Source organism: Metabacillus endolithicus (assembly GCF_023078335.1).
Taxonomy (GTDB): domain Bacteria; phylum Bacillota; class Bacilli; order Bacillales; family Bacillaceae; genus Metabacillus; species Metabacillus endolithicus.
The window spans coordinates 4,318,944-4,344,559 of record NZ_CP095550.1 but is presented as its reverse complement, the minus strand read 5'-3'; the positions used below and the strand labels follow the sequence as shown (position 1 = coordinate 4,344,559).

The 25,616-nt window shown below is 33.6% G+C and carries 25 protein-coding genes, 3 pseudogenes and 1 riboswitch; of the genes and pseudogenes, 10 read left to right on the top strand and 18 right to left on the bottom strand.

Translation table 11 applies throughout. The features are described 5' to 3' along the window. Nucleotides 1-79: 79 nt before the first annotated feature. Both MVE64_RS22005 and MVE64_RS22000 read left to right on the top strand, forming a co-directional pair. Complete coding sequence (locus tag MVE64_RS22005) at nt 80-1,195, top strand: glycosyltransferase family 2 protein (RefSeq protein ID WP_247341314.1); 1,116 nt, start codon at nt 80-82, stop codon at nt 1,193-1,195. Nucleotides 1,196-1,299: 104 nt separating this feature from the next. Next, entirely contained in the window at nt 1,300-1,515 is a 216-nt protein-coding gene (locus MVE64_RS22000) for a hypothetical protein (RefSeq protein ID WP_247341312.1), read from the top strand. Nucleotides 1,516-1,584: 69 nt separating this feature from the next. On the opposite strand, the gene MVE64_RS21995 is transcribed toward MVE64_RS22000, so the two are convergent. The 9 genes and pseudogenes from MVE64_RS21995 to MVE64_RS21955 form a co-directional block, all read right to left on the bottom strand. Beyond that, nucleotides 1,585-3,522, bottom strand: coding sequence for a heavy metal translocating P-type ATPase (locus MVE64_RS21995; protein WP_425594018.1), 1,938 nt, complete (start codon nt 3,520-3,522; stop codon nt 1,585-1,587). Nucleotides 3,523-3,910: 388 nt separating this feature from the next. Beyond that, a complete protein-coding gene (locus MVE64_RS21990) occupies nt 3,911-4,414 on the bottom strand; it encodes a TlpA disulfide reductase family protein (protein WP_247341310.1) in 504 nt (167 codons plus the stop codon). 107 nt (nt 4,415-4,521) lie between these two features. Continuing rightward, nucleotides 4,522-5,848, bottom strand: a pseudogene (locus tag MVE64_RS21985) (polysaccharide biosynthesis protein). Nucleotides 5,849-5,960: 112 nt separating this feature from the next. Further along, nucleotides 5,961-7,037, bottom strand: a complete 1,077-nt coding sequence (locus tag MVE64_RS21980; RefSeq protein WP_247341309.1) for a Ger(x)C family spore germination protein — start codon at nt 7,035-7,037, stop codon at nt 5,961-5,963. Beyond that, nucleotides 7,034-8,122, bottom strand: a complete 1,089-nt coding sequence (locus tag MVE64_RS21975) for a GerAB/ArcD/ProY family transporter (protein WP_247347188.1) — start codon at nt 8,120-8,122, stop codon at nt 7,034-7,036. The genes MVE64_RS21980 and MVE64_RS21975 overlap by 4 nt, the downstream gene beginning before the upstream one ends. 18 nt (nt 8,123-8,140) lie before the next feature. After that, on the bottom strand, nt 8,141-9,616 hold the full coding sequence (locus tag MVE64_RS21970; protein ID WP_247347186.1) for a spore germination protein: 1,476 nt from the start codon (nt 9,614-9,616) through the stop codon (nt 8,141-8,143). A gap of 183 nt (nt 9,617-9,799) precedes the next feature. Beyond that, nucleotides 9,800-10,342: a cell wall hydrolase gene (locus MVE64_RS21965; protein WP_232273952.1), complete on the bottom strand. Its 543-nt coding sequence runs from the start codon at nt 10,340-10,342 to the stop codon at nt 9,800-9,802. A 388-nt stretch (nt 10,343-10,730) separates the two neighbouring features. Beyond that, complete coding sequence (locus tag MVE64_RS21960; RefSeq protein WP_247341307.1) at nt 10,731-10,925, bottom strand: hypothetical protein; 195 nt, start codon at nt 10,923-10,925, stop codon at nt 10,731-10,733. 112 nt (nt 10,926-11,037) lie between these two features. Next, nucleotides 11,038-11,889, bottom strand: a complete 852-nt coding sequence (locus MVE64_RS21955) for a patatin-like phospholipase family protein (protein WP_247341305.1) — start codon at nt 11,887-11,889, stop codon at nt 11,038-11,040. A 289-nt stretch (nt 11,890-12,178) separates the two neighbouring features. Here MVE64_RS21955 and MVE64_RS21950 point away from each other — a divergent pair, with 289 nt between their 5' ends. Then, the gene (locus MVE64_RS21950; protein ID WP_098795940.1) at nt 12,179-12,367 is read left to right on the top strand and encodes a YkvS family protein; all 189 of its coding nucleotides are present in this window, start codon (nt 12,179-12,181) and stop codon (nt 12,365-12,367) included. Between the two features lie 45 nt (nt 12,368-12,412). On the opposite strand, the gene MVE64_RS21945 is transcribed toward MVE64_RS21950, so the two are convergent. Beyond that, complete coding sequence (locus MVE64_RS21945) at nt 12,413-12,598, bottom strand: hypothetical protein (RefSeq protein ID WP_247341304.1); 186 nt, start codon at nt 12,596-12,598, stop codon at nt 12,413-12,415. Nucleotides 12,599-12,708: 110 nt separating this feature from the next. Between MVE64_RS21945 and MVE64_RS21940 the strand changes: the two genes are divergently transcribed. Beyond that, a complete protein-coding gene (locus MVE64_RS21940; RefSeq protein WP_247341302.1) occupies nt 12,709-12,867 on the top strand; it encodes a hypothetical protein in 159 nt (52 codons plus the stop codon). A gap of 112 nt (nt 12,868-12,979) precedes the next feature. Continuing rightward, nucleotides 12,980-13,129, top strand: a complete 150-nt coding sequence (locus MVE64_RS21935; protein ID WP_247341300.1) for a hypothetical protein — start codon at nt 12,980-12,982, stop codon at nt 13,127-13,129. Nucleotides 13,130-13,269: 140 nt separating this feature from the next. On the opposite strand, the gene queF is transcribed toward MVE64_RS21935, so the two are convergent. From queF to queC, 4 genes are read right to left on the bottom strand one after another with little or no spacing between them, the layout of a single operon-like run. Further along, nucleotides 13,270-13,767 carry a preQ(1) synthase gene (gene queF, locus MVE64_RS21930; protein WP_121664916.1) on the bottom strand — a complete coding sequence of 166 codons (498 nt, stop codon included), beginning with the start codon at nt 13,765-13,767 and terminating at the stop codon, nt 13,270-13,272. Nucleotides 13,768-13,790: 23 nt separating this feature from the next. Next, on the bottom strand, nt 13,791-14,519 hold the full coding sequence (gene queE, locus MVE64_RS21925) for a 7-carboxy-7-deazaguanine synthase QueE (RefSeq protein WP_247341298.1): 729 nt from the start codon (nt 14,517-14,519) through the stop codon (nt 13,791-13,793). Between the two features lie 2 nt (nt 14,520-14,521). After that, a complete protein-coding gene (queD, locus tag MVE64_RS21920) occupies nt 14,522-14,959 on the bottom strand; it encodes a 6-carboxytetrahydropterin synthase QueD (RefSeq protein ID WP_247341296.1) in 438 nt (145 codons plus the stop codon). After that, nucleotides 14,956-15,618 (bottom strand): 7-cyano-7-deazaguanine synthase QueC, encoded by a 663-nt coding sequence (gene queC / locus MVE64_RS21915; protein WP_247341294.1) that lies wholly within the window; start codon nt 15,616-15,618, stop codon nt 14,956-14,958. The genes queD and queC overlap by 4 nt, the downstream gene beginning before the upstream one ends. Before the next feature lie 153 nt (nt 15,619-15,771). Beyond that, a riboswitch (PreQ1 riboswitch) is annotated at nt 15,772-15,816 on the bottom strand. A 104-nt stretch (nt 15,817-15,920) separates the two neighbouring features. Here queC and MVE64_RS21910 point away from each other — a divergent pair. Continuing rightward, a complete protein-coding gene (locus MVE64_RS21910) occupies nt 15,921-17,258 on the top strand; it encodes a DUF2254 domain-containing protein (RefSeq protein ID WP_247341292.1) in 1,338 nt (445 codons plus the stop codon). Nucleotides 17,259-17,285: 27 nt separating this feature from the next. Here the strand turns inward: MVE64_RS21910 and MVE64_RS21905 are convergent, their stop codons facing one another. The 4 genes and pseudogenes from MVE64_RS21905 to MVE64_RS21890 form a co-directional block, all read right to left on the bottom strand. After that, nucleotides 17,286-17,405 carry a DUF6254 family protein gene (locus MVE64_RS21905; protein WP_247341290.1) on the bottom strand — a complete coding sequence of 40 codons (120 nt, stop codon included), beginning with the start codon at nt 17,403-17,405 and terminating at the stop codon, nt 17,286-17,288. Nucleotides 17,406-17,575: 170 nt separating this feature from the next. Further along, a pseudogene (locus MVE64_RS21900) lies at nt 17,576-18,918 on the bottom strand (hemolysin family protein). A gap of 458 nt (nt 18,919-19,376) precedes the next feature. Further along, nucleotides 19,377-20,110, bottom strand: a pseudogene (locus MVE64_RS21895) (metallophosphoesterase family protein). A gap of 108 nt (nt 20,111-20,218) precedes the next feature. After that, a complete protein-coding gene (locus tag MVE64_RS21890; RefSeq protein ID WP_247341288.1) occupies nt 20,219-21,247 on the bottom strand; it encodes a YkvI family membrane protein in 1,029 nt (342 codons plus the stop codon). Between the two features lie 279 nt (nt 21,248-21,526). On the opposite strand from MVE64_RS21890, the gene MVE64_RS21885 reads away from it, so the two are divergent. From MVE64_RS21885 to MVE64_RS21870, 4 genes are all read left to right on the top strand, one after another. Next, nucleotides 21,527-23,650, top strand: a complete 2,124-nt coding sequence (locus MVE64_RS21885) for an ATP-dependent Clp protease ATP-binding subunit (protein ID WP_247341286.1) — start codon at nt 21,527-21,529, stop codon at nt 23,648-23,650. Between the two features lie 142 nt (nt 23,651-23,792). Then, complete coding sequence (locus MVE64_RS21880; RefSeq protein WP_247341284.1) at nt 23,793-24,812, top strand: potassium channel family protein; 1,020 nt, start codon at nt 23,793-23,795, stop codon at nt 24,810-24,812. Between the two features lie 108 nt (nt 24,813-24,920). After that, the gene (locus MVE64_RS21875) at nt 24,921-25,190 is read left to right on the top strand and encodes a hypothetical protein (protein ID WP_247341282.1); all 270 of its coding nucleotides are present in this window, start codon (nt 24,921-24,923) and stop codon (nt 25,188-25,190) included. Between the two features lie 130 nt (nt 25,191-25,320). After that, nucleotides 25,321-25,521, top strand: a complete 201-nt coding sequence (locus MVE64_RS21870; RefSeq protein ID WP_247341280.1) for a hypothetical protein — start codon at nt 25,321-25,323, stop codon at nt 25,519-25,521. The last annotated feature ends 95 nt before the right edge of the window (nt 25,522-25,616 follow it).

The window sequence follows — 25,616 nt, the reverse complement described above, 5'->3', positions numbered from 1 at the left end:
AACTGAAGCACCTTAAAAAATGTAAAATCTCTCCCTAGTCAGTACAATATATTTGATAAACGGAAAACGGGGGATCATTATGCTTATCTATATCATCATTTTAAGTTTGTTTTTGATTTGGACCATTTTCAACTCTTTCTTTATGCCTGAAGTAAAAAAACAAAAAGTTAATCACAATAAACTTGTCTCCATTTTAATACCCTTACGCAACGAAGAAGACAATGCAATGGAGCTTATTACATCTCTAAAAAAATTAACTTATCAAAACCTAGAATTTCATTTACTTGATGATCAATCATCAGATCGAACATCATCAATTATTAAGTCTTTAATATCGAACGATAAGCGTTTTACTTTACTCTATGGAACTGATTTACCCCAAGGCTGGACAGGAAAAGTTCATGCATGTAACCAATTAAGTAAGCATGCAAAAGGTGATTATTTTTTATTTTTAGATGCAGATATTCGATTAAGTCCAGATGTTATTCAATCCGTTATTCATATGCTTGATAAACAAAATGGTCATCTAATCACTGGCTTTCCACGTTTTCCAGTACATCATCTTTTAGAAAAATGGCTTGTTCCCATGCAGCATTTTTTAATTTATTTCCATTTACCGCTTTTTTTAGCAAACTATACGCAAATGTCTTCCGCTGCTGCCGCACACGGGTCGTTTATGTTATTTGAACGACAAGCATATTTTTCTATTGGTGGTCACGAAACCATTAAAAATTCCTTGCTTGATGATGTTCATTTAGCTAGGCTTATGAAAAAGCAAGGCTACAAAGTCATACTGTCCAATATAACTTCTTTTGTTACATGCTACATGTATAAGAATAATAAAGAAGTATGGGAAGGGTTTAAAAAGAATACTTTTGTCGGAATTGGGCGTTCTCGTTTTTTAGCTATTATTCTTATTTCCTTTTATTCTTGTTTCTTTATCTTTCCCGGTTTACTTGTCGTCTATGAAGTATACAATTTACTGGTTAAAGATTATATTACTATATCTAATATTTTACCTTACTTTCTTATTGTTTCACAAAAAGGGTTTGTTGATCGAAAAACCAAACAAAATGTATCAATCAGTTTTGCAATGCCTTTAATTGCAACATTCTTTATCGCATTACTAATCTCTTCAATGGTTACATCAATTATGAAAAAGGGTTATATATGGAAAGGTCGTAAATATCACTAATATTTGTAACATGTTCTTAATATTTCATTGATACTCCAAAAGTTCTTTTTCTTGTATAATAACATTATATGTCTATCTTTCTTCCTACTAAGGAGTTGTTCGTATTGCTTCATTGGGTAAAACGTCATTTAGTTTCTATACTTTGTATCATAGGGGTTATGGCTCCTTTTATAGGAATGTCATTAATTGACACCTTTTACTATAGTACGATTTTTGGATGGATTATTGGCTTTTGCTGCTTTGTTATTTCATATATCATTGTTAGCAACCGTCCAGATGAAGAAGAAGGAGCAGTTAACACACCAAAAGAATCAACATAAACTGTAAGAAATAAAAAAGAGGGAGACTTATACCCTTTTTAGTGTATGAAATCACCCTCTTTGCTCTTTCTATATCCCTCTTAATAATCGTAGTCCATTCAAAATAACCAAAATGGTACTTCCTTCGTGTCCAATAACACCTAGAGGTAAATCCAGTACTTGGAGGAAGTTGGAACAAATTAATAACGCAATAACAGACATAGAAAATACAATATTTTGTTTTACAATACTGTTCATCTTTTTTGACAATTTCAACGCATTTGTAAGCTTTGAAAGTTCATTTTTCATCAAAACAATATCTGCTGTTTCCAGTGCAACATCTGTCCCTTCCCCCATTGCAATTCCAACATCGGAAATGGCAAGTGCTGGAGCATCATTAATGCCGTCCCCAATCATTGTTACTGTTCCGTATCTCTCTTTTAACGCTTTAATTTCTGTCACCTTGTCTTCAGGCAAACATTCAGCCTTAAATAGATCCACATTTAACTCGTTTGCGATTGCTTCTGCAGTTGAAAGACTATCACCTGTTAACATAACTGTCTTAATTCCATTTCGCTGTAATGTTTCAATTGCAGCCTTTGCCTCTTGTCTTAAAACATCCTTTAATGCAATTAGTACAATCATTTCATCATTACGCAGAACATATACAATTGTTTTTCCCTCTTTAGCAAGTTGCTCACTTATTCCACCTTGATATGCCTCAGCTAAACTTCGTCCAACAAAGTCTGACTTACCGATTTTCCAATTCACTCCATTGATAACTGCACTTACTCCAAATCCAGACTTTTCATCCACTGAGATCATTTTAGCCGGGAGATTTGGGTAATCTTTGTTCATTTTGGAAACAATAGCTTTTGCAAGTGGATGTGTTGATTGATTTTCAATTGAGTGAACTGCCTCGTAGAATTCTTCAAGATTCACATTTTCAGATGTAATAAGATTTGTAACAGCTGGCTCGCCTTTTGTTAAAGTTCCTGTTTTATCAAAGACAACAACATTTGTTTTACTTAAACTCTCTAAATGCATACCGCCTTTAAATAAGAGACCATTTCTTGCCCCGTTTGAAATAGCTGATAAAGTTGCCGGCATAATCGATGCAACTAAAGCACAAGGTGATGCCACCACCATCAAGACAAGTGCACGATATATTGTTTCGTTCCATGTCCACCCTAATAAAAAGTGTGGTAATACCATCATCGCAGCAACTAATAATAAAACTCCTTTTACATATGTGCCTTCAAAACGTTCAATAAATTGTTGGGAAGGTGATTTTTCCGATTGTGCAGATTGAACTAGATCTAATATTTTTTGAAACATTGTTTCTGTACTTTTCTTCGTAACAGATACAGTAATAGACCCATTTCCATTAACTGTACCAGCATATACTTCATCATTTATATCTTTTTCAACAGGCATAGACTCTCCTGTAATAGCAGATTGATCTATATTTGTTTTACCAGTTAGTATAAAACCATCTGTTGCGATTCTTTCACCAGGTTTAACTAAAATCGTATCACCAATATCTAAGGAAGATACATGAATTCGACTTTCCTTTCCGTCAACTAACAGCACTGCCTCTTCAGGCTGCAAACTCATTAATGCAGAAATTTCCCGTTGACTTTTATTCATTGTATAGGTCTCCAATGCACCACTTAGAGCAAAAATAAAAATAAGGATGGCACCCTCTGTCCAATAACCTATAATAGCAGAACCAACTGCTGCAAAGATCATTAGCAGCTCAACGTTCAAGTTTTTCTCTGCTATTGTTTCCTCTATCCCTTCCTTTGCTTTTGCAAATCCCCCTATAATAAAGGCTAAAATAAACAGTGGAATCGCGATTGCTTCATTTCCCTGATTGTTATAAAACCATCCAAAACCTATTAAAATACCAGAAATGAGTGCATTAATAAGCTCTATATGTTCCATCCAATTTTTAAGAAAGTGATTTTCACTTTTCGTATTTGTTTGATGTTTTATTCCAGTTACCGTGTTTGTCTCCATAATCATCCGCCTCTCTAATTGAGAATAACATTCATAATCAAAGTCTTTATTTTTCATTAATTCCCTAGGTCTATTCAAACAAAATGTGATTAAATTAAGGTATAATATGATTATAGCAAACAACATTTTATTTTCAAGTAATAATTATTATAATTATTAAATGATAATTATTATTAATAATAAGCATTCTCAATAAGTTAATTAATAACAATACCCTCTAAATAAGGCGCTAACCTTTTAAAAGAAAAAAAGAAAGTACAGATCATGCAAGTATCCTTGTCACTAACTGTACTCCCTTACCTAATAATATTAAATTTTCATTAATCTGTGAGAATAACAACTATAAGCAAAACAATTAAAGGCTATAACATTTATCAAGTTTATTTAAAGTGACCTAAAGATCTAATAATGCCTGATGTAACATTTCGGCAGTTATTGGCCCTAATACTTTTTCTCTAATCATTCCATTTTCATCTATAATATAACTCGTTGGAATACCAATGACTTGATAACTTTTTGAAACCTCTCCCTTTACATCCAAAACTACTGGAAAAGGTAATTTTGATTGCTTTACAAAATGGATAACTTCTTTTTGGCTATTTTCTGCAGAAGTTATGTTAACCCCAACTACCTCAATACCATCCAATCTTTTTTCTTTGTAAAACTTCGTCAATTCCGCCATTTCTTCCTGACAATAAGAACACCATGTAGTCCAAAAAGTAAGAACCATTACATTTCCTTTTAAATTTCCCAAATTTAATTTCTTATCTTCTGTTGTATTTAATGTAAAATCAATTACTTTTTCTCCTTTTTCAAGAGCGAGCGAACTATCAGCATGAACAGGAAAAATAATAAAAATGATGAGTAGCGTCTTGAGTAACAAGCTATATGTGTTCATTAAATCACCCTCCTGAAGATATTTCCTCTGCTTACTGTTACCATAAAACAAAAAAAATATGAATAAAGGATGCTGTTTCTGGTCCTTTACTCATATCTCATCTCCAATTAATACGTATATCTTTTTTTCATAAAATACACACTTACTTCAAGCTTATTGCAGATTGTTACGTAATGCATGAGCATAAGGAGCACAGCTCCCATATTCATCCCCAAAATAATTCCTTTCATTTGCAAAACTTCCATAGAACCTAATACATACATCATCCCAAATGATATGATATGTGACCATACAGTATGAAAAAGGGCATCCTTGACGAGTTCCAAACCAATTAAATAGGCTTGCATAGGAATGATGAAAAAATGGAAAAGAAAGTACGGCCATAATAGCTTTAAATAAAAAGCAGCAGTTGAAGAGTCAAAAAATAAGCGAGAAAGTGGTTCTGCAAACATATACATGACAATAACTGAAATAGATCCATAAAGTAATGTAATGACCATTGACTGCTGCAACAATCGTACTAACTTGTTATTATCGTTATTCGCATATGCTTCTGATACGTTCGGAATAAGCATGACCATTAAGGAATGTCCAATAAAAGCTGGAAAAAATCCAATTGACATAGCTACACCAGCTAGCATTCCATAATGTTCAGTGGCCATGACACTTGAAAAGCCAGCAGCTATTAAAGCACCCTTTACAAGGAATGGCTGAATAGCATGTGTAAAAGAATGAAAAAGTCTCAATCCAGTGGTTGGAAAAGAGACGGAAAAAAGAGACCTCCTTACCTTATTACCACGTATAAACTTTTTATTTTCCTTACTGAGAACTTGATATTCCATAAAATAGACAGCAATTAAATATGCACTTACAAGTAGCTCACTTCCAATCAATGTAGCTAAAGCAATAAGAAGTGCTAGCTCAATCTGAAACTGAAAGGATTGATAGACCCAATAAAGAATTCCAAGTTGCACTAGTTTTTTCAAAAAATTTGAAAATGCAATTTTCCCCATGTGTTGTACTCCCATAAAATAACCTCTCGCAATCGATGTAAATGACACAACAGGTATGAGAATGACGAACAACCACTTTACATAAGGATGGTAGGTATTTAAAAATGGTAAGTGGGGAAAGGTTAGTACAGCAGCTGCAACAAATATACATGTAAAAATAATCGTCAGCAAAAGAGTATGTTTTAACATATAGTAATGTGTTTCACGATGCTTTTCAGCAACAAATTTTGAAATAGAAATCGGCAGCTCTAAACTCGCAATAATAACAATAAAAAAGATAATCGGTAAAATGGACATATATAAGCCCCATACCCTCTTCTCCTAACTCACGAGCTAAAATCATATTAATGTAAAATTCTAAACATTCACCAAAAAAGGCCGCTATAACAAGCATTAATGTTCCTTTTACAAAAGTGTTCATGATGTCTTGTCCCCTTATCTTTAGACTAGTCCATTAGTAAACGATATGAGACAAGACCTGTAAATAAAACAATCATCTTTTATTTTCCATTAAAATTCACATAATTTATAGCCTAATCAATAACACCTGACTCAGTGATCACAACATCCGCCTCTAAGTCCACCTCTAACTCAGGTATTCTGTCCCGCCACTCATCGATCAGAAATGCACGAGACTGTGAACGAAGATCATCACCTATTCCGATTGGATCTATTTTTAGCTCTTTAAATTTTTCAATTAGAGCTAACGATTCTTTTTCTACTATTTCTTTAAAGGCTTTCTCAACTTCTCCTGTTACCTCAGGTGTAATTTTCTTTCCGGTAAACTCATTTATATACCCTTCAATATGAACCTTAATTTTCACCTTGATTGGATTTGTTGAAACCACCTTTAGCTCACGTGACGAGGCAATACTTTTAATACCAACTGATTCACCTGTAGCTGGCATTTCAACTGTATAAGCCCCTTTAGTATATTGATCTGCTAATACTTTAAAAAACAACAACTTTTCATTCGAAATTTCACCAACCATTTTCTTTTCATTCATAAGAGCTAACCCATCAATTTCAACACTACCTGACTTCTCATTTTTTTTTATAATTGGAAGAAATGGATCTTGTCCCTTTGAATAATGTTGATAAAGAAACAAATGTAAATTCGTTCGTGGCAGATCTCTATTCAGTTTGTTTTGTAAGACCAAATTTGTTAAATACTTGGCAGCACCTAAAGTTGCAAAATCAGATTCTAAAATGGCGTTCGCTTCACCCCTGGTAATCACCAGCAATAATCGCTCACCAATTGAAGCATCGCGCTGAAGGGTATCAACCATCTCGGTAAGCCCTTGTTTCGCTAGACTCTCACCAAATAAAACAATTTGTAATTTACCTAAAACAAGGGGATCTGGTGATTGTTTTTGCATATTCGACACTAGCTCACGAGCCAATTTAGATTCTTCGACAATAACACGATCTGTAACCGGCTGATCTTTTATGTATGTATCAATATTTGCCGATCCTTTTATTTTTTGATCTTCAACAAGATCAACTCCAAGAGCTGTAATCAGGTTAACATCATCTATGATCTCCTTTTCCACACATCCTGTTAAAATCGTTATCATTAGAAAAAGTATGATTAAGTCTCTATACTTCACACTTTTCTCCCCTTTATTTTTTTTATCAATATAGTGAGAAAGAAAAGGACCGGAATATACCCAAACATCATATAAAAACCTGTCTGTGCGACAAAGTCATTTAAAAAGTTAATCTGATCCCTTGTTTTCATCATAGAAACAATAAAATACGACAGAAGTAAAACAAGCACAAGTAATATTCTTTGGTTAAATTTATAAGTATCCTTTAAGCACCTGCTTGCACACCAAAATGTTAAACAAACATTAGGTAGAATGATTAAACACCAATTGGCAATTCCTATGTATTCAAACCGCTCCACAAAAGGCATTTCAACAATCTTCCAGATTGTTAACGTTGCCCACACGTTTTTTTGTAATTGTTCTTCACTAAAATAAGCCAGTGAAACCATCATCATTAGCGTGAATAGTAATGTACTATATGCAACTCCGAGATGCGCCCATTTTTTTGACTTTTCAGGCCGTTTAATAAATGGATAATAGACTAATAACGCCTCAAAGCCTAAGATGGTTAATGACATACTTTTTGTAGAACTGGCCATGTCTTTAAAAGAATGATTAAGTGGTGGGGCAAGATTAGATAAATCAGAGAACTCCACAGGAAATAAGAAGGTGAATAATAAATAACTAGGCAGAACGACCCCAAAAAAACAGATCCCCGTCACAATTCTAAAACCACCACTAATGACATAGTAGACTAATAATAAGAAAATCAGTGTAAATAGCCAAATATTTAAATCTGGAAACATCCAAACTTCAATAATTTCTATATAAGTCCTTAAAACAGTAATAGCAAGTAAACAAAAATACAAACCGAAAATAGTACTAAAAAGTCCACCAATCCATTTCCCAAAAAGGTCTTTATGTACATCAATTATGTTGCCTTCAAAATCTTTCAAAATACGGAAAATCATCCATACTGATATATGCACAAGAACTCCCGATATAATAACCGCAATCCAAGCATCTCTTCCCGATTTTTCAGCTACAATTCTTTGAAATCCTAATACACCTACACCAAATTGAAGTGAGTGGATCAAATAGAACACCAAAAAATGTGATACTTGGAAACGCTCTGCTACTTTCATTTTGTCCACTCACCTCACTCATTCATCTATATCTTTATTCATTTTTGCCTTTTTAGAAGGAAATCTAATTGGGTTATTTGTTCGCAATTGTGACGGTCGTTTAGACAATAAGGAAAATGGAAGTCTAATTAAAGCATCTTTCATATCTTTTGTTCTAGGAGGGTAAATTGGCTCTAAAAAAGGTCTGCCTAAGGAGGTTAATCTTAATAAATGTGTCATAAGAAAACAAAAACAGAGCATTAACCCCAGCAGCCCCAACCATTCTGCTAATAATAAAAATGGGAAGCGCAGCATTCGTATAGTGTTACCCATTGCATAAATAGGTGTTGTAAAAGATGCAAGTGCAGATAATGCAACAATAATCAGTAATATGTTACTTGTTAGACCTGCTTCTACAGAAGCTGTTCCAATAACAATCCCTCCAACAATACCTATTGTTTGCCCAACTTTGGTAGGAAGGCGTGCCCCTGCTTCACGTAAAAGCTCAATTGTTAATTCTAAAAACAATGCCTCTAGTATAGGTGGCAATGGTACGACCCTTCTCGATGAAATGAGAGTATTTAATAAATCACCTGGTATTAATTCATAATGGTAAGTTAAGGTTGCAACATAAATAGGTGTTACTAAAATAGAAAATGCTACTGCAAATAATCGAATCAGTCTAAAAAAAGAAGCATTTAACCAATTATAAAAATAGTCATCAAATGCTGAAAAAAACTCCACTAACGTTGTGGGTCCAATTAATACATGTGGAGATCCATCAACAATAACACCAACCTTTCCTTCCGCTAAAATGGATGATACCCTGTCAGGGCGTTCCGTATCCAATAGCTGTGGAAAAGGAGAATTATGATTATCAGAAATCATTTGTGTAATAAAGGAGCTGTCACTAATTTGATCAAATTTAATGTTTTTAATCCTTTGTTTAACCGTGTTAACATTCTCCTCATTCGCAATTCCTTCTATATACAATATTGCTACCTTTGTTTTTGAAAGCTTACCGACTTTTAATTCAAAAATACGTAGTTTTTCATCAGGAATTCGTTTTCGGATTAAATTAATGTTAGATTCAATTGATTCTACAAAGGCTTCTTTAGGACCTACTACACTAAACTCAACTTCTGGTAGTGAAACATCACGCGCTTTATTAATTGTTGCTTTAATTAATAAACCAGGCAATCCATATTCTGTTAAGCAAATAAGAATGTATCCGTCTAATAGCTTTTCCTTAATCACATCTGTATCGATCGTGATAATGATATTTTCGATTGGTATTCCATTTTGTAGTTCATCCAGAGTCTTCCAATCTCCACTCTTTAAAAAAGGCATAATACTTTTTTGAAGAGTCTGCATATCAACCATTGTCCTTAAGTAAGATACCCAGTACTTAACCTGAGAAGTCTCAGCTTCATATTGAATAAAGTCAGAAGAAGTTCTGAATCTTGCTAATACCTGTACTAACGATAGCTTTTCTCTGCCACCTTCATACGTCATTTTATTCATCGTTCCACACGCTTTCATTGACATACTTTTTTCTTATGTTGCCAAATTTTAGCGATAATATTCTTACTATTATAGGAGTGTGATAACAAAAAATAGACTATTCATTTTAGTCATGGAAATACATCTTATAATGCAAAAAAGTACATCACAATTGTGATGTACTAAGTGATTTCATTATTTTGCAAAGCGGTGATTACCAATATTCACGGTCACTTGACGTGATGTAATCCAAGTGCTTTTTGCTGTTTTAGGGTTATAGAAATATAATGAACCTTTTCCCATTCCTCGGAAAGCTAAGGCTTCTTTTACTGCTGCCTTTGCTGATGCATCTGCAGGTGAATTAATTGCTCCATTTTGAACAGGAGTAAAAGCATAATAACCTTGATCTTTCTGATAAATAACACTTGAAATCGAATTCGGGAATAACGAACTATCAACACGGTTTAGTACAACCGATGCAACAGCAACCTTCCCGGCATATGGTTCACCTTTTGCTTCCGCATTTACAAGTCGTGCTAATAAATCCATTTCTGCTGCTGTGATCGTTTGAGGTATAACAAGTTTTTCACCAATAAATAATAAATGAGAAGACTTTTTATTTGTTGACATTAAAGTTTTAACAGGAACTCCATACTTTTTACCAATTATCCAGAACGTATCTCCTGATTGTACTTGATGTGTTGTTGCAGCACTAGCTTTAGATTGTGGAGCAGTCATCGCAATAAGCGAAAAAGCTAATGTTGAAACAGCAACAAGTTTTAAGATTGTTTTTTTCATAGATTCGTAACCTCCTAAAGGTTCGTAATGTATTAACCAAGCTCGCTTGGCCACATACACAAGACTAACAGGATACTCCCTCTAATACACCCCTCAATATCTGGTAGCAATGGCAAATGTTTTGTTCCGTGGTACGGACATAAAATCGGTCAATTACCAAACTTCTTAGTAGAAAGTAAGCAAAAAGACTCGTTTTTTTATAGTATGGTATGAACCTTTAGGATAGAGGTCTTGTTAATACTCTTAATCAATGTAATTGTTATTTAAAAATAGTGTAATTTGCTTAATTTTATTAAACAATATAAAAAGAGCCGAGAAATTAGATCATCTAACTTCTTGGCTCTTTTAAATAGCGATATATTACACTTCCACCTTGTTTAGCAATTCCTCGAAAATGTTTAAAATCTTCGCGGTTCACAAGAACCTCACGAAATATAAAAAATTGTTCTTTTGTGACATGGTATTCGTTTAATTCTCCGTCTCTTAATTTATCCAGTATTTCAGTAACAGTTTGCCCATCCATCGCTTTTTCTCCAATTCCTATTTTTTCAGCTACATTTAATGACTAATAACACATTCATTTTAAATCAATCGAGTTTAAAGATCTATTGAAATTTGCCAATCAATAGCTTCTCTTAACTCTCCAACCATTTTTGCATTTTATCATATTCTCTTCTGGCATCCTCGAAGCCAAGTGTATATAATTCCTCTAGTTTTGTTTGATTTCTTTCAATTCTCCCAACTTTCACTTTTGAACTTGGTTGAATAACAAAAATATTCCCCTTCTTCTCTTCTTCTTTTATATGATCTATTGTTTGATTATACATGTTATATCTTGATAAAACAGATTCCACCAACTCTGGATAATGTCCATAAACTTTCGATAATAACCACTTAATATTAGATTTTTTCTTAGTATAAGTATGATCCCTTGTAAGAATAACTACGTTCTTTTTTAATCCATCCTTTTCAGCTTTTTTGATTGGAACTGAATCCACAATTCCTCCATCTAACAAATGTTTACCTTTATATTCTACAACTGGAGCAATAAAAGGTAATGAGCTTGAAGCTCGTATTACATTCAATAGATCTTTACCATAGTCTTCTTTACTAAAATAAACAGGCTTCCCTGTATGACAATCCGTTGTCGTAACGACAAACTCTTCGGGGGTGTTATAAAAGGTCTCAAAATCAAAAGGAACAAGCTTATTTGGTATTTCATCAAATAGAAAATCCATTCCAAATAATTGTCGTTGCTTCACTAAATTTCTAAAAGAAAGATATTTTGGGTGTGAAACCATATCAATGTTAACTTGTCGATTTCTTCCTTTTTGCCTAGAAAGATAAGAGGCACCAAAACACGCTCCAGCAGATACACCAATAACATATGGAAAATATAAGTCTTTTTCCATAAAATACTCTAATACCCCCGCAGTATAAATTCCGCGCATACCGCCACCTTCTAATACAAGACCTGTATTTACCATAAAACCGCTCCTTATTACAAAAATTATTTTATTAATATACCATGAATCTTCCTATTCCATCATTGACTTAGCATTATAATTTGCATTTCACTAAAAAACACTTCCATGTTTTGTAAATTATTTAACAAATTTAGTAGAAAGGCTTTACTTACTAACAAAAATAGTGTTAAATAATTCTAATAGAGAATATTTATAAATTTAAATTGCGCCTAAGCTCAAGGCGTAAGCGTATACGAGAAAGATTAGTAAATAAAACTAATCATAGAAGAATATGTAAAGGAGCGAGGCAATGAAGATCGCTAAAGTAGGTAGTATCATAGAATTCAGGGATGGTTTAACAGGTGTTGTTGAAAAAGTAAATGAAAATTCCGTCATTGTTGATTTAACATATATGGAAAATTTTAAAGACTTAGATCTTGATAGACGCACTGTTGTAAATCATAAAAACTATAAAATCATTAAAGACTCTTTTTCTTAATAAAAGGTAAAGCGCGAAGAAACCGATTTCTTCGCGCTTTACCTTTTATTTTTTATCTTCACTACTTTGAACTTTTAGTGGTGGTGATATAAATGTTTCACCACAAACGATACATGCGTAATCACCTGCATACTGTCCTAGGTACCGTTGCTCAAGTTCAGGATGTTGACAAGCTGGTTCACCTTTATCCATCCATTCTTTTCGTAGCTTCGCCGCTTCATCAAATTGCATAACCGAAACCTCCTTCCATTCACCTTAGTTCTATCATATTTCACTATTATGGAAATTATTTAGATTAAATACACATTCAATACACATCATAAGAAATAGGAGGTGTTAATATGGCGAGAATCTCTAATCCAATTGATTCAGAAAAGAAAAAGAATGAGCTTGGTGCTGATGGTCAGCTTCACGGTGGAATGATGGAAACAGTTGACCAAGTGTCTAATGCGATAACTGATGCTGTTAAAAACATAGGCAAAGATGTAAATAAGAAATAGCGCTAAATGCGCTGTTTCTTATAATAAACATTGTCAGATTCTCTTACATATCTCTATAACTGTGAGATTTTCTAACATATTATAATGAAAAGAAGTGAAAGGGGACGATAAAATGAAGAAATTTGTATTTGCTATCGACTCAAAAGAACTAACCATTAATGCTAACCATATTTTAGAAGCAATGGCAGAACTTAAATTACTTACAGAAGTCCTTGGAAAAGAGTTAAATATTGAATTTATCGGTATGTATTACACAATCTAAATAATGAAACAAACCCTCAGTATAAATAACCATCCTCTCATGACTATTACACTTTTCCTCTTCTTAATCAAGCAGTAACTTTTATTACATAAATAATGAAAAAGGCATGTCCATAGGACACACCTTATTAAACCAAAAATCTATCGATTATCAACTGTTTCTGGATATAGATCATGATTCATCATACGGTATTCAGCCATTTTCTCATACTTTGTACCAGGCTTACCATAATTCGTATAAGGATCAATTGAAATCCCACCACGTGGTGTAAACTTACCCCATACTTCGATATATCGTGGATCCATTAACTCAATTAAATCATTCATAATAATATTCATACAATCTTCGTGAAAATCACCATGGTTTCTAAAGCTAAATAAATATAATTTCAGAGATTTGCTTTCAACCATTTTTATATCAGGAATATAGCTAATATATATTGTGGCAAAATCAGGTTGATTCGTAATCGGACATAATGAAGTAAACTCCGGACAATTAAACTTTACAAAGTAATCGCGATTCGGATGCTTATTATCAAAAGTTTCTAAAATTTGTGGAGAATATTCAAACAAATAGTTTACTCCTTGATTCCCAAGTAACGTAACATCATTTAATTCATCGCTTTTTCTTCCAGCCATAATAATTTCCCTCTCTTTCAACATTAAACACCTCGTTTATTTCCCCAGACCAGCGTATGAAGCTGCGGCAACACTCGCACAGAATTTAGGTCTTTATCATCTATCACTTGATCAATTAGCCACTCATATTTTCCTAAGAGGTTCTGCACAAGCTTTTCCGTATCTCCTCCAAGTACATCATCATTTCCTACTTGAAGATAAAATGGAAGGTTTGGATAGCGAAGATGAACATTTTTAGCATACTGAATGTCTTCTTTATTAAAGATAACAACTTTTAAACTAATACAATGAGATCTTTCTAATCTATCTAATTCAGTAATAATAAAGTCTAGTTTTTCAAAGTCTGTTTTCATTCCAGAGCTAGGTGGCTTTGGAGAAATGGTTAAATCATCGATATCCTTCAGCCACTCTTGGTATTTACTACCTTGAGTTTCAATAGCTATTTTTATCCCTTTCTCCTTCAACAAAAAGATAAGCTCTCGAAGATTTCCAAGCAAAGCTGGATTTCCTCCTGATATCGTCACATGCGAAAACCGGTCTTGGCCTACTTCAACTAGTTCCGTCCAAATATCAGCAGCTGTCATTTGTCTGATATCATCTTTAGCCGATCCATCCCATGTAAAAGCTGAATCACACCAACTACATGAATAATCACAGCCAGCTGTTCGAACAAACATTGTTTTTTGACCTATGACCATCCCCTCACCTTGTATGGTTGGACCAAAAATTTCTAATACGGGAACTTTCTTCATTCTTATCCCTCCTTGCGCTTAGGACGGAACACAACATAACTTGTAGGTGTTTCTCTTACAAAAACTTGAACACATTTTGGTTTATTCGCTTTTGTATCAAGCTCATTTTGAATTACTTCATAAATGGCTCTGGCTACTCCTTCAGTCGTCGGAAAATAATTAGAGTCTTCCTCTGAAAAAAGATCAGTATGATCGTTTAATAGCGAATGATCAAAGCGGTTATGAATAAGTTTCTTTAATGAAGCAAAATTCACAAGAAAACCTGATTCATCAAGTTTATCACCAGCAATTGTAATATTGACAAAATATGTGTGTCCATGTACCTTCTGACATTTCCCAGCATCTTCATGAGGGATATAATGTGCTGCTGCTATATGCATATCTTTGTTTAACTCAAATTGATATGAATGCTGAACCTGCGGATAAATCTGCTGAATCATTTAACACTCACTCCTTTTTCAACTAGATATTCCTCAAGTCCCTTTCTTCTTAACTCACAAGCTGGACACTCACCACAGCCTTCTGCTATCAAACCGTTATAGCATGTTAATGTTTTTTCTCGAACAAAATCTAACGCCCCAAGCTCGTCAGCCAATTTCCAAGTTTCCGCTTTATTAATCCACATTAGCGGTGTATGAATAACAAATGGTTTATCCAGTGCTAGGTTTAACGTTACATTACATGATTTAACAAATGCATCTCGACAATCTGGGTAACCGCTAAAATCAGTTTCACACACACCTGTTACAATATGTTTTGCACCTATTTGATTTGCCAAAATTGTTGCAAACGATAAAAATAGTAGATTACGACCTGGTACAAAAGTAGATGGTAGCTCACTATCTTTTTGTTCAATTTCAATATCCGTTCTTGTTAACGCATTAGGTGCTAGCTGATTTAGTAAATGCATATCTAAAATATGATGCTTAACATGAAGTTCCTCAGCAATAGATTTTGCAACCTCAATTTCTAAGCTGTGGCGTTGATTATAATTAAATGTTACAGCCACTACTTCCTTGAATTGCTTTAACGCCCAAAATAAGCATGTTGTACTATCTTGTCCGCCACTGAAAACAACGACTGCTTTTTCATTTTTCATTCTAACCGTTCCTTTCCTATGAATAACAATTGGTAAATAACACAAACTTAAAAAATCTATATGTTCGTTATTTGTAATATGGTAAACAAAAAACACCTTCGAATAAAAAATTCGAGGTGTCCAGCATTGTTCTATATAAAACTTTATATCAAAGATATCATAGTTTTTTATAGAGGGTTGTGCTAGAACCTCTCCCGATTTCTTTACGTCTAAAATCGGATTTACTGTTAAATTTTCAACTTAGAAAATATATCACGAATAAATTCAATTTGCAATGGATTTATTGATTGGGAAACTTTCTTTTGTCACTAAAACAACTCATTATTCGGGTTCGATCCAGCTTTTGGTATTTGCCAACAGTATATGGAATATTTGCTTTTATTTTGGCCGTACTAAGCATGTTTTTAGATCGTTATCTGATGAATCAACCTTTTTATACAAAAATTCCAGATCTTTTTCTATCTGATATGAACCTTTCACAAACAATATTAAGTTCTTTAGCAACTTCCTTACTAACGATGACAACTATTACATTTTCATCAATTCTTGTAGTCCTAACAACCTATTTATCACAGTTTTCTCCCAGGACATTACAAAATTTTATTACAGATCATCATACACAGCGTGTACTCGGAATTTTTATTGGAGGTTTTATCTATACAATTATTTTATTATTATTAGTACGAAAAAATGATAACAGTACACTTTTTATTGTTCCAACACTAGCCATATTCGTGTCAATCATTTGCTTGGGAATGTTTGTCTTTTTTATTCATCATGTTACAACATGGATAAAAGTAAGTAACTTAATTTTCAATATCACGAAAAAAACAATTACATCTATTCATAAGCATTTTGTTGATGAACAGGAATTTAGGGAGGACCCACCATGGGAGAATTGGGAATATGATGAAATTCAAACAGTTAAGCCTTACTCTCTTTACAGCAAGCGTTCGGGATATATTGAGTATATTGAACTTGAAAAAATAATTTCTCAAGCATCAAAAGATGATTTAATTATAAAGCTAGAACAAGATCTTGGTAAGTATGTTGATGAAGATACCGTTCTTTTTTCAATCTGGGGCCTTAGAGATGTCTCAAAATCAAAAATGTATTCAACTTTTATAACAATTTCATCCGATCAAGAGCCTGTTCAGGATGTTCATTTTGGTTTACAAAAATTAGTTGAAATCGCACTAAGAGCTGTTTCACCAGGAATCAACGATCCTTATACAGCGATAAATAGTATCAATCATTTAGCAAAAATCTTGTCACTATTAGGAAAGAAACATTTAGCCACACCTTTTCATTATGATGAACATCACCAATTGCGTCTGATCTTTGAAAAGCCATCTTTTGATGACTATCTATATGAATGCTTTTATCAAATTCGTTATTATGCCAGAGAAGATGTTTCTGTTATGGCTTCAATATTAAAAGCCCTTTCGTTTATTGCACAAGGAAATACCCAATACATCAGAAACTCTGTTTGGGATTTTTCCTTTTATATTGTGGAAGGATTAAACGAAGTAAAGTGGTTGTCAAAAGATCGGGATTTTTTAAATAAGCTATTAAAATCGATAGCAAAAGAATGTAATAAACAAAAGAAAATACAAGAATTACTTCTCAAAGAAAGGTGAGGTGAACACTCACCCACCTTTCTTATTTTATTCTTTTTTACCTGCTTCTTCTAAAAGCTGGTCAAAGGATTTTACTTTACCATGAGGATTTTGAGATTGTTTTCGAACCGTCCATTGACGTTTCTTTTGTGATTTTGATTGTGTCATACCAAAAACCCCTTTTTAGCGTATTAGCCTCATTTCAGAAGCTTTTAATATTTTTACCTTAAAGAGAACTTTCATTCTTAAACAATCTTATATCAAAAGTCATTTCTTGGTATAAGAGGCTAATAATCTTAAATAACAAAAAGAACCTACATTTTTTGTAGGTTCTTCTATTATGAAGTGGCTACTTCTTTATCAAGCAACGCTGGATTTGGTAAAACCTGTGGAATCTTTGTTATTTCTAGCGAACGAATGTGATGGTTTTCCATGTCATGTACTTTAAACATATGTGATCCAAATTCAATATAGTCACCTTTTTTGATGTCATATTGTTCTGTAAGTACCCAACCACCAATTGTATCAACATCAGAATCATCGATATCAAGACCTAATAGCTCATTTATTTCGCTTACTAATACTTTGCCATCAATGATATATTTTGTATCATTTAATTTTTGAACAAGCGGAACTTCGTCAGCATCGAATTCATCACGTATTTCTCCAACAATTTCTTCTAGAATATCCTCAACCGTGACAAGCCGGCTGTACCACCATATTCATCAATTAATATGGCCATATGAATTCTTTCTCTTTGCATTTTAAGCAACAATTCATGGATAGGTATTGATTCGATCACCTGAATAATCGGTCTTACATATTTATCAATTGTAAACGTTTTTTGATTTTCAAAGTGTATTAAGTCAGTGAATATTTCTTTAATATTTACAATTCCAACGATATGATCTTTATCACCATCTACAATTGGATATCGTGTATATTTTTCGTCCTTAATAATTTCTAATTGCTCTTGAATTGTAGCATCAATCGATAACGAAACAATCTCCGTTCGAGGCACCATTATTTCCTTCGCAATTCGGTTATCAAATTCAAATATTTTATTCACATACTTAAATTCAGATTGATTAATTTCACCACTTTTAAAACTTTCAGAAAGAATGATTCTAAGCTCTTCTTCACTATGCGCCATTTCATGTTCCGATACAGGCTTAAAACCAAATAATCCTGTAATAAATCGAGCAGATCCGTTTAAAGCCCAAATAAATGGGTACATTATAATATAGAATGCCATTAATGGCTTAGAAAACCATAAACTAACAGCTTCAGCCTTTTGGATGGCTACTGTTTTTGGAGCTAATTCACCTACAACAACATGCAAAAATGTAATCGTCACAAACGCAATTGAAAATGATAACACTGTTGACACGGATGAAGGTAGATCATACTGCTGAAACACTGGTTTTAACATGTGTTCTATGGTTGGTTCACCTAACCAACCTAACCCAAGAGCAGTAATGGTTATTCCTAATTGACAAGCCGATAGATATTCATCAAGGTTATTAATGACTTTCTTCGCGGCACTTGCCTTTTTGTTTCCTTCTGCAATTAATTGGTCAATACGAGAGCTCCTAATTCTAATGATCGCAAATTCAGAAGCAACGAAAAAACCCGTAAGAGCGATTAAAATTGCAACAAGCAACAAATTTACTATGTCCAAATAAGCTTCCTTTCTCCGTAAAAAAACGGAAAAGGAGTCACCTCCTGAGAGTTAAGTCTAACACAAAACCTATATACATCTATTCTTATTATCGGCGTCCGCTTGGAGTACAATAAGGGATGCGATAACAATACTATTTATTTTTAACACTGCCCCATATTATCACCCCACAGTTTTAGTTAAAGTTATCATAATACGAAAGAAACAATACAGTCAAACGTAACACTTTGGTGATTTTCTTAATAAATATGTGATAATTCGTTTAATAATACCTTTTTCAATGAAAAACAACATTATTTGACCGTAAATGAGCATATTTAAAAATTTACCAGGATTTACATATTTTTTTCAAAACCTCTTTCAATAAAACCTGCCAGGACACCTATAAATTTTACTAGACCTTACATATAAAAAAGCAATCAAGATTGTTTTGATTGCTTTTATAAAAGTACCTCTATCTAATTGTTTAAACCTCTGTACTTTGCTGTTGTTAACTCTTGTATGTATGGCTCTAGGTCAGGCATTTCTGCATCTTTAGCTAATTGGATAGCTCTTTCAATATTATATGGTACTCGTACAAAGGTGATATTAAAGCCGCTTCCCTTTTAGAATCATATTCCCCTTCGACGATCGTATAAGAAGCCTGAGTGAGGTCTAAAGGATTGCCTACACTTCCTGTATTAAATAGTGTTTTCCCATCTATATGTTGAATAAAAGCATGATGAACATCACCATAACCAACAACATCCGGTTGATAAGTGCTTAATCCGGTGTAATCCGTATTAGTAAACATACCTAATCGTGTCTCAATTGAATCCCAAGGCTGGACTCTTGTATAGACGCTATGTGGTGAAGCATGAAATAATCGGATCAGTTTTCCGCTCATATAAAAATCATAAGAAAAAGGCAATGACTCCAAATAAAGATTTTGATCCGCTGTTAATTGATGTTGATGCCACTTCAATGATTCAAATTCAGTTTCCTTTGTAATGAAGTCATCCCAATTCCCTTTTATAACTTTTTCACAGCTTTGTCTTATTTTCTGAATAACTTTATAAGAATCAGGTCCTTTTCCAACTAAATCTCCTAAACAAAAAATACGTTGAATCTTTTTTTGTTTTATGTCATCTAAAACTGCATCTAACGCAGGAATATTTCCATGAATATCCGAGATAATTGCAATTCGTTCCATATTCGCCCTCCACTTTGCACAACTTGTCCTATTAGTATAAAGCATTAACGACCGTGTTGAAATAGCTTAACAATACAAGCATCTAACACGGTCGTTAAATTTGCACAGTTACTCAGGAACTCTTTTAATCATTAATAACAGAAGTACTCCTAAACAAACATAACCAAAGATCGGATATAATGTAGAAATTAATGAACTATACCCAAATTTACTTATAAAAGCGGCTACACATAGTATAGAGCAAACAATAATCATACTAGGTATATTGAGAAACGATGCTACTTGTCTTTCTAAACCATATAAATTGCCTATAACTGAGGTAAAAACTTCACCATATATAACAGCTATGTAAATAAAATAAATGGCATAAAAAGTTGTTTTCATTACCTCGGCCATCGGTATGTCATAATCCATAACGTTAGGAAGAGTCGAAAGAGCAATATGACTGCTAATTAGGATTGCGGTTAAAAAGACTCCCCCAAGGATTCCTCCCCGTTTCAAGACTTTCTCATCTTGAATTTCATTTGCTAAAGGCACTAAAACAGCTGCAGCCATTGTTAAATTAAAGGCTGCATAAGAAACAGCAGAAAGAATCCATTTAAACGTGGCAGATGTTTTATCGGGCATTACACTTAAAGCTTCAATAGAGAAAGATTGAACAGCTAGAATTGTACTAAATAGAATCAGCATCGGTACTACGATGATATTTACACTAAATAACCCCTTAATTCCAAAAAACATAACAGCTATTGTTAATAAAATCGTAATAATAACACCTAACCTTACAGAAAGACCAAGCTGTTCTTTAAATATTGCTCCTGCACCTGACAACATGATAGAGGTTAATCCTAATAATATGATGAGCATAAAAATATTTATAAATCTTCCTATTTTCTTACCAAATAAAAAGATCATTAAATCTTGATAAGAAGCTGCGTTAATTCGCTTTGATAGGATGAGCATTTTCGTCCCAATATAAACAAAAATAAAACCCACTAATAAAATACCTGCAAGTCCAAAAATACCGTATTTTGTAAAAAACTCAACTATTTCTCGTCCAGTCGCAAATCCAGCTCCTACTACTGTTCCTACATAAACAGCAGCGACTTGAAACGAGGCAATCCAAGATCTCCTCATCCTTTACACCTCACTATAGTTAAACAGCTTGTATCATTATATGAGCGTAAATAGAGATGATTCACTTCATTTTCATAACCTCTTTTAAAATTCCTGTAAAGAAATCCCATTTCAGAAATTCAGGCAAAACACTTGAAAGTCAAAAAAGGTCAAAGTATACTATGATCAAAGAAGGTCAAACATAAGACCTCTTTCTTTTTATCCTATTGGTCAATAAAGATCAAACTCTTTCACAGAAATCTTTTCTATATAAATTATTAATGAAAAGGAGTTTTAAAGATGATGTGTGAAAATTGTCAATCAAAGCAAGCTACAGTTCATTTAAACGTTCAAATAAATAATCAACATAAGCAACTAACATTATGTAAAGACTGCTATTCAATGTATAAACAAGCTATCCCTTCAGGATTTGCAGGGGGATTTCCTTCGTTTCCATTTGAACAATTTATGAAAGAATTTCAACAACAAGGATCATCAGCGGAAAACGCTCAACCAAAAACTCAATCCAGCGGTGGTGGAATTCTTGACCAACTTGGCCGTAATTTAACTCATGCTGCACGAGCAGGCTTAATCGATCCTGTGATTGGCCGTGATGAAGAAGTTGAGCGAATGATTGAAATCTTAAACCGCCGAAACAAAAATAATCCCGTGTTAATTGGAGAACCAGGCGTAGGTAAAACAGCTGTCGTGGAAGGTCTTGCTTTGAAGATTGCAAACGGATCTGTTCCAGCAAAACTTACAAATAAAGAGGTTTATCTCTTAGATGTAGCATCACTTGTTGCAAATACAGGGATTAGAGGTCAATTTGAAGAACGAATGAAGAAGATTATAGAAGAGCTACAAAATCGTAAAAACATTATATTATTCATAGATGAAATTCATCAGCTTGTTGGGGCTGGTTCAGCAGAGGGGTCAATGGATGCAGGTAATATCCTAAAACCAGCTCTGGCAAGAGGAGAGCTACAAGTTGTAGGTGCTACAACATTAAAAGAATATAGAAAAATTGAAAAAGATGCTGCACTTGAGCGACGCTTTCAGCCAGTAATGGTTCATGAACCAACAATTGATAAAGCGATTGAAATCTTAAAAGGTATTCAAGATAAGTACGAGCAATATCATCATGTATCTTATTCTGATGAAGCTATTGAAGCCTGCGTTTCCCTTTCACATCGTTATATTCAAGACCGATATCTTCCTGATAAAGCAATCGATTTGTTGGATGAAGCTGGTTCTAAAAAGAACTTAATGTTAAAAAATGAAAGTGATGAAGAGATAAAAGAACGTCTAAAACATATTTCACTAAAAAAACAAGAAGCTACTAAAAACGAAGACTACGAATTAGCTGCTAAATTAAGAGATGAAGAAGCTCATCTTGAATCGCAGTTAAATAGTGAAAAATCAACAAATGAAAAGCTTGTTGTTTCTATAGAGGACATTCAATCCATTATAGCAAAGAAAACAGGAATTCCAGTTGGAAAGCTTCAAAGTCATGAGCAATCAAAAATGAAGCATTTAGAGAAAAGTCTTACAGAAAAAGTCATTGGACAAGAAGATGCTGTTCGTAAGGTATCAAAAGCAATCCGAAGAAGTCGTGCTGGTCTTAAATCCAAGGCTCGACCAATTGGTTCCTTCTTATTCGTTGGACCAACCGGTGTTGGTAAAACAGAATTAACAAAGTCATTAGCAGAAGAACTTTTTGGCTCAAAAGACGCAATGATACGCCTAGATATGAGTGAGTATATGGAGAAACATGCTGTTTCAAAAATTATTGGCTCCCCTCCAGGTTATGTAGGGCATGATGAAGCCGGTCAACTAACTGAAAAAGTTCGCCGCAATCCTTATAGTATCATTCTATTAGATGAAATTGAGAAAGCTCATCCAGATGTGCAACACTTGTTCCTACAGATCTTAGAGGATGGCAGATTAACAGATAGTCAAGGTCGTACTGTCAGCTTTAAGGATACTGTTATTATTATGACAAGTAATGCAGGCGTAGGTGAAAAACGTATAACCGTTGGATTTGAAACATCATCAAACACAGCTGTAGAAGAAAGTCAACTATTACAATCACTTGGTTCATTCTTTAAACCAGAATTTCTTAATAGATTTGATAATATCATTGAGTTTTCTTCCCTTGAAAAAGAAGATCTCTTAAAAATTGTTACATTAATGATAAAAGAGCTAGCTGAAACATTAGCAGAACAAAATATCTCGATTACTGTTACTAATGAAGCAAAAGAAAAACTTGCTGCACTAGGCTATCACCCCTCCTTTGGTGCCCGCCCACTTCGCCGTGCCATACAAGAGCATGTAGAAGATCAAATAACTGATCTTCTTTTAGATCAAGAAAATATAACACAAATCGATATAGATGTTGTTGACAATAAGATTGCAGTTAATTAAAAGGATACGGGACAGTCCATACAAGGACTGTCCCGTATCTTTTTTTCCAATAGATAACCAATTTCATATTATATATATACTTAAATATGTTAAGATTTTCTTATGACTGATTGTTTTAGACTAAGCGAAAGGAGTGTTCCCTGTGTTTTTAATTCGATTCTTTATGAAAGTCATACATATGAACAACTGGATACTTATTTTTGCAACATTATCGTTAATATTAGCAAGCAGCTATATTGTTTATTATATTGAACCAGAAACTTTTACAAGCCCTTTCGAAGGATTATGGTGGACAATGACGACTGTTGCAACAGTTGGTTATGGTGATGTTTCACCTACAACTGTAAACGGAAAAATTTTCGCTATGTTTCTGTACATTGTAGGAATTGGCTTAATGAGTATCTTCATTGGTAAAGTAATTGACTTCTTTAGTATCAGAAAACGCTTAAAGGAGGAAGGAAAATTGAAAATCACAACGAAGAACCACATTTTATTAATTAACTGGACAAAAAAAGCCGCCATTACTTTAGAGGAGCTTTTAAAGACTTTTGAGCATGTTCGAGTTGTCATTGTTGATGAAAACATTTCAAAAATCCCACTTCAACACGAACGGGTTGAATTTGTAAATGGAAACCCTGCAAGTATTGATGTTCTTTATCAAGCTAATATATTAAGTTCTAAATCTATTATGGTTTTTTCACCAGATGATGTTCTAACAGCTTCACAGGCAGATGGACATACACTATTAATTGCTTCTATGATAAAAGGAATTGAAAAAGAACATAATCAGCATATTTATACGATTTGTGAAGTGTCCAATTCAAATCATATTCATGCCTTCAACCATGTAAATGTGAACGAATATATTACCGCAAATGACACCGCTGCCCACTTAGCCGCTAGGTCTATTTTGTTTAATGGTTCTAGTGAAATTATTCGCCAACTAACAAGTCATGAGGGATATGACCTTTACTCTATTTCTAAAAAATCAGAGTGGAAAACGTATCAAGATGCAAGCATTGCTTTGTCAGCAAAAGGGGCCATTCTTCTTTCCAACGGAAATGATATGTCCATTATAAGCAAGCTTCATCAACCTATTCCAAGCGATGCAAAATTGTTTATTATTTGTAACGATGAAACATATTTTGATATTGTTTCATAATTAAGAGTCACTTTCTCCAAAGGGAAAGTGACTCTTTTTCTTGTGATCTCTCTTCTCTGTCATTGCTGTTGTTTCTCATACATATACATGCTATGAGAGGTGTTGTACATGCTAAAAAGTTCGAATTTTTTCCTATTAATCTCCTTTTTTCTTTTATTAGTTAATGGGTCCGCTCTTGGCTTTATTCTTTTTCATGCACGACTTGGTGATGGGTTTGGATTAAGCCTGTTTTGTTGTACAAGTTTACTAGGGGCATTATTAGCATCTATTGCCTTTGAAACAAAATCGACCTACTATTCCCGTTTATTTTTCTATAGCCATCTTGTCATTACGATTCTTCCTCTTTATTATGTTGGTATTTCTAAGATGTTAAGTTAATTCTATCAGTCAAAAGACTGATTTTTTCTCACCCACATTTATGATTCTTTTTCCATCTTGTAACGGAAGTGTTTGGAACAATCTTCCTTTATGATGAAGACAACAAGAGAATTTGTGGGAGATGAGAACGATGTTTATGAATGAATATACACAAAAGCAATTATTTGAGGTACAAAATTCACTACTTGAAACACAATCGATTGAAAGAGCATCTCAATTAGAACAAAATGAAAATGCCAGAGCAGCTTTCGGATATGATTGTCTATCAAATCCAAAAAAATATGTTAAATTTAAAAACTGGCTACTAAGAAAAGCTATCGATGAAAATTGATAGCTTTTTATTATTTTGAATTATAGATAAACAACATTATTTTAGACCAAAGTCCCCACATCTCTCCTCTTTTTCAGTTGTTACAAAATTTCTTT